General features: G+C 67.6%; 9 protein-coding genes. 8 read left to right on the top strand and 1 reads right to left on the bottom strand.

Annotated elements, in window-relative coordinates:
• Positions 1 to 2: 2 nt before the first annotated feature.
• The 8 genes from msuE (at position 3) to ARC23_RS07455 (ending at position 7,965) form a co-directional block, all read left to right on the top strand.
• Complete coding sequence (gene msuE / locus ARC23_RS07495; protein WP_057496670.1) at positions 3 to 584, top strand: FMN reductase; 582 nt, start codon at positions 3 to 5, stop codon at positions 582 to 584.
• Between the two features lie 155 nt (positions 585 to 739).
• On the top strand, positions 740 to 1,102 hold the full coding sequence (locus ARC23_RS07490; protein WP_057496669.1) for a DUF3088 family protein: 363 nt from the start codon (positions 740 to 742) through the stop codon (positions 1,100 to 1,102).
• Positions 1,103 to 1,116: 14 nt separating this feature from the next.
• Positions 1,117 to 2,094, top strand: coding sequence for an MsnO8 family LLM class oxidoreductase (locus tag ARC23_RS07485; RefSeq protein WP_057496668.1), 978 nt, complete (start codon positions 1,117 to 1,119; stop codon positions 2,092 to 2,094).
• An 18-nt stretch (positions 2,095 to 2,112) separates the two neighbouring features.
• Complete coding sequence (locus ARC23_RS07480; protein ID WP_057496667.1) at positions 2,113 to 3,456, top strand: LLM class flavin-dependent oxidoreductase; 1,344 nt, start codon at positions 2,113 to 2,115, stop codon at positions 3,454 to 3,456.
• A 4-nt stretch (positions 3,457 to 3,460) separates the two neighbouring features.
• Complete coding sequence (locus tag ARC23_RS07475) at positions 3,461 to 4,681, top strand: amidohydrolase (protein ID WP_080393043.1); 1,221 nt, start codon at positions 3,461 to 3,463, stop codon at positions 4,679 to 4,681.
• On the top strand, positions 4,678 to 5,229 hold the full coding sequence (locus tag ARC23_RS07470) for a GNAT family N-acetyltransferase (protein ID WP_057496665.1): 552 nt from the start codon (positions 4,678 to 4,680) through the stop codon (positions 5,227 to 5,229). The genes ARC23_RS07475 and ARC23_RS07470 overlap by 4 nt, the downstream gene beginning before the upstream one ends.
• Positions 5,226 to 6,971, top strand: a complete 1,746-nt coding sequence (locus ARC23_RS20380; RefSeq protein WP_080393042.1) for an amino acid ABC transporter permease/ATP-binding protein — start codon at positions 5,226 to 5,228, stop codon at positions 6,969 to 6,971. Before ARC23_RS07470 ends, ARC23_RS20380 begins: the two co-directional genes overlap by 4 nt.
• A 16-nt stretch (positions 6,972 to 6,987) precedes the next feature.
• A complete protein-coding gene (locus tag ARC23_RS07455) occupies positions 6,988 to 7,965 on the top strand; it encodes an ABC transporter substrate-binding protein (RefSeq protein WP_057496664.1) in 978 nt (325 codons plus the stop codon).
• A 97-nt stretch (positions 7,966 to 8,062) separates the two neighbouring features.
• Here ARC23_RS07455 and ARC23_RS07450 read toward each other — a convergent pair whose 3' ends face one another.
• Entirely contained in the window at positions 8,063 to 11,182 is a 3,120-nt protein-coding gene (locus ARC23_RS07450) for a discoidin domain-containing protein (RefSeq protein WP_057496663.1), read from the bottom strand.
• Positions 11,183 to 11,356: the final 174 nt, after the last annotated feature.

Raw genomic sequence — 11,356 nt, 5'->3', positions numbered from 1 at the left:
TCATGTCTTCTGCATTGAAGGTGGTTGCACTGGTCGGGTCGCCGACAAGTTCGGCGACGTCGCGCACGCTGTTGCTGGTGCGGCATCTGCTGGAGGCGCTGCAACAGCGGGTGCATGCGCGCGTGGACCTGGTGGAGCTGGCGCCGATGGCGCGTTCGCTGGGGCAGTCGCTGTCGCGTGATGAGGCGGAGCCTGCGGTGGAGCAGGCGCTGCAGACGATCGAGGCGGCCGAGCTGCTGGTGGTGGCGGCGCCGGTGTATCGCGGTTCCTATCCCGGCCTGTTCAAGCATCTGGTCGATTTCATCGGGCTGGAGGCTCTGGTGGACACGCCGGTGCTGCTGGCGGCAACCGGCGGCAGCGAACGCCATGCGCTGGTGATCGACCACCAGCTGCGGCCGTTGTTCAGTTTCCTGCAGGCGCACACGCTGCCGATCGGGGTGTATGCCACGCCGGCCGATTTCGACGGTGAGTACATCCACAGCGTTGCCTTGCAGGCGCGGATCGCCTTGGCTGCCGAGCGTGCCGCAGGGCACCTGGCCACACAGGCGCAGACCGTGGCGGCGCCGCTGCGGCGCATCGCGTGAAGCCATAACCGCCGGCGCTTTGCTTATGGCCAAGGCGCATCTGCATGGCCGGATATGACCGCCGATTGTCGCCGGGTGTCGCTGTGGCAACCGCTGGCATCTCTAGCATCGACGTTGAAGCGGCATCGCATTGCCGGCCCTTGTGAGGACCCCCCGTGACGCTCGACGCAGCAAGCAAACCCATCCTGTTCCTGCTCGATCGCGAGTTCGAGGACCGGCAGATTCCCGGCCAACGCTTCTTCTGCCGGCACAGCCTGCTGCTGGAAGGCGCGCTGTCGAGCATCGAGGGCCTCGACGCGCAGCTGGACGTGCGTCGCATCGGCTTCGCACGGCCACGCCGCGAGGTGATTGCTGAAATCGGCGAGCACGACCAGTCGCTGCCGAAGCTTGTACTGCCGCGTGGCGTGCGCAGCGAGCTGGCCAGTGGCGCACACCAGGACCGCCAGTACATCTCCGGCGCCGAGCCGATCCTGGCCGCGCTGAACGGCTTGCTTGGCATTCCTGTAGCCCACCCCTGAGCGAGGACGCGACCGTGAGCTATCTCATCAGTGTGCTGGACAAGAGTCCGGTGGCCGAAGGTGCTACGCCTGAACACGCGCTGCGCAACAGCCTGCAGCTGGCGCAGCGTGCCGAGCAGCTGGGTTACCACCGCTACTGGTTTGCCGAGCACCATGCCGCGCCGACCCTGGCCAGCCCGGCACCGGAAGTGCTGGCGGCCTGGGTGCTGGCGCAGACCCGGCACATCCGCATTGGCAGTGGCGGGGTGATGCTGCGCCACTACGCGCCCTACAAGGTGGCGGAGAACTTCAACCTGCTGTCTGCGTTGGCACCGGGACGCGTTGATCTGGGTGTGGGCAAGGCCCCGGGTGGACTGCCTGCGTCGACCGCTGCGCTGGCGGCAGGCCGACCGGCCTTTGCCGACTTCGACCAGCAGCTGCGGAACCTGGAAGACTACCTTTCGGGTGCCGATGCCGATGCGTTGGCGCGCCCGATTCCGCAGCAGGCGCCGGAGCGCTTCCTGCTCGGTGCCAGCCCGCAGAGCGCGCGGCAGGCGGCCGAGCTGGGCTGGCGTTTCGTCTATGCCGCGCACTTCGACGGTGATCCGACGCATGTCGAGGCCGCGTTCGACGCCTATCGCAGCGTGTCCACCCAGCCACCGCTGCTGGCCACGGTGGCCTTCGCCGCACCGACCGCCGAAGCAGCCGCACGCCATATCGGCACGCTGCGCGTCTACAAGCTGCACCTTGGCCCGGGGCAGACGGTCAACCTGCCCAGCCCCGAGGCGGCTGCCGAGTACGCACGCCAGGTGGGCGTGGCCGACTTCCGCATCGAGGAAACACGCCCCAGCGTGCTGTCCGGCGATGCGCAGCACGTGCGCGGCGAACTGGACGCGCTGCACCGGCGCTTCGGCGTGGGTGAATTCATCCTCGACGCGCCGGTGGCCGACCTCGACGCACGCCTGACATCCCTTGAACTGCTGTCGCCCGCGCCGCGCGCGGCGGTGGCCTGACCTGCAGGAGCGATTCCCATGAGCACGACCCCGCGCCACATTCCGTTCGGCATCATGCTGCAGGGCCCCGGCAGCCATATGCATGCCTGGAAGCATCCGTCCAACCCGGCCGATGCCAGTGTCAACCTGCAGTTCTACATCGACATTGCGCGCACCGCCGAAGACAACGGCATCGCCTTCGGCTTCGTGGCCGACGGCCTGTACATCAACGAAAAATCCATCCCGCACTTCCTCAACCGCTTCGAGCCGATCTCACTGCTGTCGGCGCTGGCTACGGCGACGAAGAAGATCGGCCTGGCCGGTACGCTGTCCACGTCCTACAGCGACCCGTTCACTGTTGCCCGCCAGTTCGCCTCGCTGGATCTGCTCAGCGGCGGCCGCGCCGGCTGGAATGTGGTGACCTCGCCGCTGGAAGGATCGGGGCGCAACTATGGCCGGCCGCATCCAGAGCACGCGCTGCGCTACCAGATCGCCGACGAGTACCTGGACGTGGTGCAGGGGCTGTGGGATTCGTGGGATGACGACGCCTTCGTGCGTGAGCGCGACAGCGGCACCTTCTTCGCACCGGAGAAGTTCCGCCGGCTCGACCACAAGGGCCGCTTCTTCCAGGTGGAAGGCCCGCTCAACATCCAGCGTTCGCCGCAGGGCCAGCCGGTGATCTTCCAGGCCGGTTCGTCCGACGATGGCATCGCGTTGGCCGGCAAGTACGCCGATGCGGTGTTCACCCATTCGCCATCGCTGGAGGAGACCCGCGCGTTCACCCAGAAGGTGAAGAACTCGGCGATCGCGCACGGCCGCAGCGGCAACGACGTGAAGATCTTCCCGGGCATCGGCCCCATCGTCGGCCGCACCGCCGAGGAGGCCGAGGCCAAGTACCAGGCGATCGCCGCCCTGGCCACGCTGGAGGATGCGCTGGCCTATCTGGGGCGCTTCTTCGATCACCACGATTTCAGCCAGTACGACCCGGATGCAGCGTTCCCGGAGCTGGGTGACATCGGCAGCAATTCGTTCCGTTCCACCACCGACCGCATCAAGCAGGATGCGCGCGAGAAGGGACTGAGCCTGCGCCAGGTGGCGCTGGAAGCAGTGAGCCCGCGGCCGAACTTCATCGGTACACCCGAGCAGGTGGCCGACGAGCTGATCCGCTGGTTCGATGCCGGTGCCAGCGATGGCTTCATTCTCGGCTTCGCCGCGCAGCGCGAGGGCCTGGACGATTTCGTGACCCAGGTATTGCCGATCCTGCAGGCGCGCGGCTACCACCAGCGCGCGCTGGAAGGGCAGACCTTGCGCGAGCATCTGGGCCTGCCGTACAAGGCCAGCCGGTATGCGACCGACGCCGAACCGGCGCGGAAGGTGGGGTAGGGCGATGAGTGGAGAAACCGCAGTAGCACCGGGCCAGGCCCGGCGGAGTTCCCCAGCGACTGGCGTGTTGCCGGAGATCGCGGCACGAGCCGAGGCGGCCATCGCGATCCGCCATGACCTGCACCGCCACCCGGAGCTGGCCTTCGAGGAGCATCGCACCAGCGCCCGTGTGGCCGAACTTCTGCAGCAATGGGGTTATGAAGTGACCACTGGCCTCGGCGGCACCGGTGTGGTCGGTACGCTGCAACGCGGGCAGGGCGGCCGTCGTCTCGGTCTGCGTGCGGACATCGATGCCTTGCCGATCCACGAAGACTCCGGGCTGGCCTACGCCAGCCAGACGGAGGGCCTGATGCATGCCTGCGGTCACGATGGCCACACCGCCATCCTGCTGTCGGCCGCCCATTACCTGGCCCATCACGGCCGTATCGATGGCACCCTGCAGCTGGTGTTCCAGCCTGCGGAGGAAACTGGCTCGGGCGCTTCGAGGATGATTGCCGATGGCCTGTTCGACCGTTTCCCGGTGGATGCGATCTATGGGCTGCACAACTGGCCGGGCGTGCCGGTGGGGCACTTCGGCTTTGTCGACGGCCCGGCGATGGCGTCGGTCGACTGGGCGCGGCTGAAGGTGATCGGCAAGGGCGGCCACGGGGCGGAGCCGCAGGGCAGCGTGGACCCGATCCTGGTCGCCGCGCACATCATCACTGCATTGCAGAGTGTGGTGTCGCGCAATGTCGACCCGCGGCAGATGGGCGTGGTCACCGTCGGTTCGATCCACGGTGGGCAGGCCGCCAATGTGATTCCGGACGTAGTCGAGCTGACGCTGACCGTGCGCGCCTACCTGCCCGAGGTGCGCGACACGCTGCGCCGCCGGGTCAGCGGGATTGCCGAGCAGACCGCTGCCGCTTTCGGGGCACGCGCCGAAATCGAGTTCCCGCGCGGCTTCCCCAGCGTGATCAACCATCCGCAGCAGACCGCCTACATCCGCAAGGTGGCGGTGCAGGGCTTCGGTGCCGGACAGGTGGTGCCGGACTTCGCACCGCGCACCGCCAGCGAGGATTTCGCCTTCCTGTTGCAGGCGCGCCCGGGCAGTTTCGTGTTCGTCGGCAACGGCGACAGCGCACCGCTGCACAGCCCGCGCTATGTGTTCAATGATGCGGCGATCGCACCGGCTGCCAGCCTGTGGGCCCGGTTGGCCGAGAACTATCTGGTGAAGGACGCAGCATGAGCAGCAACGAACGCTTCCTCTATACCTCGGTGGATGATCCATTGGCGCGGCCGCTGTTCGATGGCCTGGAGCAGGAGTACGACAGCCGTTACGCCGACGTGCGCCGACGCATCGGCGGAAGCGCCCGCGAGGAGCTGCAACGCTATCCGGCGCAGGCCTTCGCGGCGCCTGTAGGAGCGTTCGTGCTGCTGCTGCGCGATGGTGTGGCGATCTCCGGCGGCGCCTTCATGCCGCACCGCGATCCGGATACCGCCGAGTTCAAGCGCATCTGGACGCTGCCGGGGCTGCGCCGCCAGGGCATCGCGCGGCGTGTGCTGCAGGAACTGGAGGACCAGGCGCTGCGCCAGGGCTATCGCCGCGTCTTCCTGACCACCGGCTTCCGCCAGCCCGAAGCCGTCGGCCTGTACCTCAGCCATGGCTACACCGCGCTGTTCGATCTGGAGGCCGATCCGGAGACCATCGCGCATCTGCCCTTCGAGAAGCACCTGCCTGCGCCGGCAGCGGTGATCGCACCTGCGCCGGCCGCGTTGCACGGAGTCCACGCATGAGTACGCCCTCGACGGTACTGGAAGGCATCGCTGGGCGGCCGGCGCAGGCATCGGCACTTAGAATCGTGCCGGCCCGTCATCCGCTGCAGGTGTTCGGCACGGTGTTGGCGCTGGCCTTGATCCTGATCGGGCTGCAATCGGTGCTGGGCAATCCGCGCTGGGGCTGGGGCACATTCGCCGAATGGTTCTTCGCGCGCCCGGTGCTGGAGGGGCTGGGCCGCACGCTGCTGCTGACCGCGCTTGGCACGGCGCTCGGCTTCGCGCTGGGTACGCTGCTCGCGCTGGCCCGGGTGTCCGGCTCGCCGCTGCTGTCAGCGGTGTCGTGGGGATATGTGTGGTTGTTCCGCTCCATTCCACTGCTGGTGCTGCTGTTGCTCCTGAACAACCTGGGCTACCTGTACAGCACCATCGAACTTGGCGTGCCGTTCACCGGCATCAGCCTGTTCTCGTACCCGACCACGCAGCTGATCGGCGTGTTCACCGCCGCAGTGCTGGGCCTCACCTTGAATCAGGCGGCGTTCTCGGCCGAAGTGATCCGTGGCGGCATTCTGTCGGTGGACCACGGGCAATACGAGGCCGCAGCCGCGCTCGGCCTGCCGCGGGGCCGACAAGTGCGGCGCATCATCCTGCCGCAGGCAATGCGTTCGATCCTGCCGGCCGCGTTCAATGATGTGATCGGCCTGGCCAAGAGCACTTCGGTGGTCTATGTGCTGGCACTGCCGGAACTGTTCTACACCGTGCAGGTGATCTACCGCCGCAACCTGGAGGTGGTGCCGCTGCTGATGGTGGCCACGGTCTGGTACCTGGTGATCCTCACCGTGCTGTCGCTGCTGCAGCGGCGCGTGGAGCAGCGCTTCGCACGCGGGCAGCTGCAACGTGAGCGCTCGGTATCGCGCCTGGCATCGCCACCGCGCGTGCACAGCGATGCTGCGCCCCGCGTGATCAACCGCCCGCGCATCGCCACCCAGGTCGAAGCGGGCGAAGGGGCATCGGTATCGCTGCATGGCGTGGGCAAGGTGTTCGGCGAGCAGCCGGTGCTGGAAGACGTGAACCTGGACCTGCGCGCCGGCAGTGTGACCGTGCTGATCGGCCCTTCGGGCGCCGGCAAGTCCACGCTGCTGCGGCTGATCAATCATCTGGAACGCGCCGACAGCGGCTACGTGACCGTCGGCGGCCAGCTGATCGGCTACCGCCGCGATGGCGACACCCTGTACGAACTGCCCGAACGCGAGATCCGCCGCCGGCGCGCCGAAGTGGGCATGGTGTTCCAGGGCTTCAACCTGTTCCCGCACCTGACCGCGCTGGAGAACATCATCGAGGCGCCGATCGCGGTGCGTGGCGTGCCGCGCGTGCAGGCCGAGCAGCAGGCGCGCACGCTGCTGGAGCGGGTTGGCCTGGGTGACAAGGCCGATGCCTTCCCGCGCCAGCTGTCCGGTGGCCAGCAGCAACGCATCGCGATTGCGCGGGCACTGGCGCTGCAGCCGAAGGTACTGCTGTTCGACGAACCGACCTCGGCGCTGGACCCGGAACTGGTGGCCGAGGTGCTGAGCGTGATCGAAGAACTGGCCCGCTCAGGAACCACGCTGGTGATCGTCACCCATGAGCTGAGCTTCGCCCGCCGCGTGGCCGACCACGTAGTGATGATGGACCAGGGGCGGGTGATCGAGCAGGGCACGCCCGAGGTGCTGTTCGAGCGACCGCGCCAGCAACGTACGGCCGATTTCCTGGCCAAGACCCTGTAACCCCGGAAGGAATGCCATGAGCCCTACAGCACCCCGTCGCCCCTCGCGCAGCACCCTGTTGATCGTGGGCGTGCTGGTCATCGGCATCGCCGGCATCGTCTATTCGCGCGTGCGCCAGGCTCCGGAGGCTCCCGCTGTGACCGCGACCAGCCTGGCCGGTACCAACACCGCTGCGCTGGAGGGCACGCCCGACCCCAAGGCGCAGGCCTTGATTCCCGCTGGTTACCGTTTCGTCACGCCCGGCGCGTTCACCGTCGCCACCCATCCGGGACAGCTGCCGCTGGCCGACTACGGCGCCGACAGCAAGGACGTGGTCGGCATCGAGCCGGACATCGCGCGGCTGGTCGCCGATGCGCTGGGCCTGAAGCTGGTGATCGTGCCAGTGGCGTGGGTCGACTGGCCGCTGGGTCTGGAATCAGGCAAGTACGATGCGGTGCTGTCGAACGTGACGGTCACCGAGGAACGCAAGAAGAAGTTCGATTTCTCCAGCTATCGTTACGACCTGCTGGGCATCTATACGCGCAGCGACGGACCGATCCAGAAGATCGAAAAGCCCGCCGATGTGGCCGGGCTGAAAGTGGTGGTCGGTGCCAGTACCAACCAGGACCAGATCCTGCGCCAGTGGGACCAGCAGAACATCGCGGCCGGTTTGAAACCGGTGGAGTACCAGTACTTCGATGACGCCGTGGTCGGGCGGCTGGCGGTGATCACCGGGCGCGCCGATGTCTCGTTCGAGCCCAACGCCACCGGCGCCTATTCCGCACGCGACGGTAAGGTGCGCCGCGTAGGCCTGTTCCCCGGTGGCTGGCCGAACGCCGCGGCGATCTCGGTGACCACGCGCAAGGGCAGCGGCCTGGCTGACGCAGTGACGCAGGCGCTGAACACCCAGATCGCCAGTGGCACCTACGCGCAGGCGCTGAAACGCTGGAATGTGGCCGAGGAAGCCGTGCCGCAGTCGCTGACCAACCCGCCGGGATTGCCGACGTTGCAATGACACCGGGCGTGGCCCGGCGCGACCTCCGCTTTTGTAAAGCCGAGCCATGCTCGGCTGCAGTCCGCGCGGTGCGCGATGAGTCGAGCATGGCTCGACTCTACCACCGCGCCTCCAGCGTCCTGAACGGTTTCGCCAGGCGCACGCCCTCCGCATCGAAGGTGCTGACCGCTCGTCCGTCCACGCGCACCGTCTTCGGTGCCGTGCGGGCAGGCCACCAGACCTTCACCGCCGTTCCACCGCGCAGCCCTTTGCCAAGCCCCACCGTCAGCACCCGGTCGCGCTGCCGCGCCTGCATCTGCAACGTGCCATACGCGGCCGGCAGGCGTTCCACCGCCAATCCATCCCCCGCCACCCACGAGGGTGGCGTGCCTGGCAGCAGCGAGAGCGCATCATCGTCTTCGCGCATCAGCATGCCGAACAGGGTGCGGCCGTATTCGGCGCCGATCCAGGTATGCGGCATGTCGCCGAGGTAGCGCGGGAAGCGCAGCCGTGAATGCACGACTTCGGCCAGCACCTGCCATTCAAGCGGGCGCCTGTCATGAAGCAGGCCCTGCAGCAGCTCGTCAGCCGCGTCTGGCTGGCCCAGGTGCACATAGCTCAGCACGTTGCGGATCTCGTACGGCGTGTAGGCATACAGCGCACCGGGCTGGCTGCGCTTGCGCACGTCCTCCAGGTAGCGTGCGAACGTGGTCCGCAGCGCCTCGGCGGGCAACACGCTCTGTGCGCCGGTCGGGTCCAGTGCGATCGAAACGCCGGTGGGATCGCCATCGCCCAGGTCGGCCGAGGAGGGAATGAAGTCGATGCCCTTCCACGCCATCGTCGCCCGGATGGAGGCATGCAGTGCGTCGTAGAGCAGCGTGTATTGTTCGCGCGCCCAGGCTGCGGTCTGGTGGTCGCCCAGCGATTCGGCCAGCCAGGCACCGTCGTGCCAACCCTTCAGGCCCCAATAGTCATCCCAATAGCTGTGGGTGGGCGAGGGGTAGCCCTCATGGCTGATCGACGGCGCAAGAATGCCCGCGAACCGTTCCGGCGAAGGCTGGTCAGCCTTGTAGCCGGGCACCAGCGTGCGCTCGCGCAGTTCCTGCAGGAAGTGCAGCGCGGCCTTCACCTTCGGCAGGTAGTCACGCACTGACTCGGGTCCGCCATCCAGGCGTGCAACGTCGGCGACCAGCGCCACGTACTGGCCCTGGCTGTCGTACTCGATGTCCGAACCGAAGCCGGTGTTGACGCTGCCATCGTCATTGAGGATCGGCGAGACCAGGCCGTTGGCATGTACGCCGTGTTCGCTGTACCAGGCCAGGTAGTCGCGCGCGACCTTGGCCTCGCCCATGCGCAGCAGCACGGCCGAGGTGGCCATGCCGTCGCGGATGAAGGAGCGGTTGTAGTTGCGCGGGCCGGGCTGCATCGCCGGGCCGGTCTGGTTGATCAGCATGTAGGCGGCCTGCGCGCGCAGCATGTCCACCAGTGATGGATCGGGCAGGCGCAGGCCGACCTGGCCCAGCCGTGCCTGCCAGTCGGCGGAGGCCTGCGTGGCCAGTGAATCGAACGCCGCATTGGCATCGCGGGGAAGCGTGGCCAGATCCAACGCCGGCGCCTCGGGCAGCACGCCATTGGCATCCGCGGCGGCGGTGCCCAACGGGAACGCGACCACGATGGCATCGCTGGTTCCCGGCGCCAACGAGACGCGGTAGTTCAACGCAGCCGAGGCAAGACCCAGGTCATCACGTGCCTGTTGCGCGGAGGGCAGTTGGCCGGAAGCGATGTTCGCGGTGATTTCCGTTGCGCCGTCCCTGCCGAACGGCGCCGCGCCGGACGCAGCCACTGGCGTGAGCGACTGCAGCAGCGTGCGCCCATTGATGCGCACGGATTGCCTGTCGATGGCCACATCGCGGATCGGCGACAGCCCGCCGTTCTGCCATGGCGGGTTCATCTGCATCGGGCGCACGACCAGGCTGAGCGTGCCGTCTATCCGGGTCTTGCCGGTGTTGTGCAGGCGATGGCGGAGGAAGGTCACCGGCTGGCCATCGCGCTCGATGGCGAACACTTCACTGCGCAGCTCCAGGCCGGGTTGCGGTGACCAGGTGGCGGAGGGCATCGGCTTCCAACCGTCGCGCAGGGCATGCTGCACGGATTGCCCGGCAGCACCCGCACTGCGGCCGTCGGCATTGCGCCAGATCGGCTGTACCAGCGGTGCCCCCTTGAACGCCTCCAGGTTGCCGTACTCGTCGAAAATCGATTTCTGCCGTCCGGCATGCACGCCGACGGCGGTCCAGTAGGTCTGCTGCATCTGCAACGAGGCCGGAAACAACGCGCGCTGCGCGCCGCTGGCGGCGATCTGGTAGCGCTTCATCGGCGTCATCGCGGCTTTCGGGCCGAGCAGGCGCAGGCGCGCGATCTGCGGTGCAGCGCCGTCCACGCTCAGGCGGAATGCACGCAATGGTTGTGCTGCAGTGGCGGCCAGCCAGCTTTGCCGATGATTGGCTGCTTGTGCATCGTGCGCGAGGTCCTGCCACCGGCCCTGTGCATCCTGCACCTGCAGTCGCGCGGCGCCGCGCGCGCCATCGGCCCAGTCGACGACCAGGCCAGCCGTTGATTGGGCCTGCGGCAGCGTGACCTCGAGCGTATGGGATCCATTTGCCCCGTCCGGCATCGCGACGATGCCGCCGCCTTGCCAGAGCGCCGCTGCCTGCGTTGCAGTGATACCGCTGATGCGTGCGCTGAGTGTGCTGTCCAGTGGCTCCATCTCGAAGATCGACACGCCCCAATCGGAGGTGCGCTGCGGACTGGCCAGCCGCAGGTAGCGTGCCTGCCGCGGTGCGAAGTACAGCGTTTCCACGTCGCCCAGCGAATCGGCCATCGTGTACGCGGTCTGCCACTGCGTGCCGTCCAGCGAGGTCTGCAGTGAATAGCCTTCCGGGTTGGAGACATCCCAGGTGAGGCGCGCACCGGCCAGCAGGGTGGGCGCGCCCAGGTCGATCTGGAACCAGTGGCCCGGACTGAATGCACCGCCGGTGACGGTCTTCGGGTCGCCGTCGATCAGGTGGCTGATTGCCATCGCCGGCACCTGCTGCGAGGAACTGCTGGCCTGCCATTGACTGCGCGGGGGTAGGGTCTGTGCCTGTGCGGAGGACCCCAGGGCGACGAGCAGCAGGGCGGCGGCAGGGCGCAACGGGAAAAGCGGGGTGGGGACCTTGGAGCGTTCGGCGCGCAACGTCATTACAGGCAGCCTCACAGGTTCGACCGGAATCGGGCGAGCACTACGCTAGCAAGGGATGTAATCGGTTACATGACGCACTGCAGCGGCGCTGGAGGCTGGCGCTGCCATCACCGTAGGGCTGACGGATGTGGCTCTGGACGGCTGCCGGCTTGCCCCTCTGCTGATCGGCAACGA

Origin of the sequence: Stenotrophomonas beteli (assembly GCF_001431665.1) — a bacterium.
Classification (GTDB): Bacteria; Pseudomonadota; Gammaproteobacteria; order Xanthomonadales; family Xanthomonadaceae; genus Stenotrophomonas; species Stenotrophomonas beteli.
Note: the sequence above shows the minus strand (reverse complement) of the source record. Positions and strands in the feature narration are given on the sequence as shown.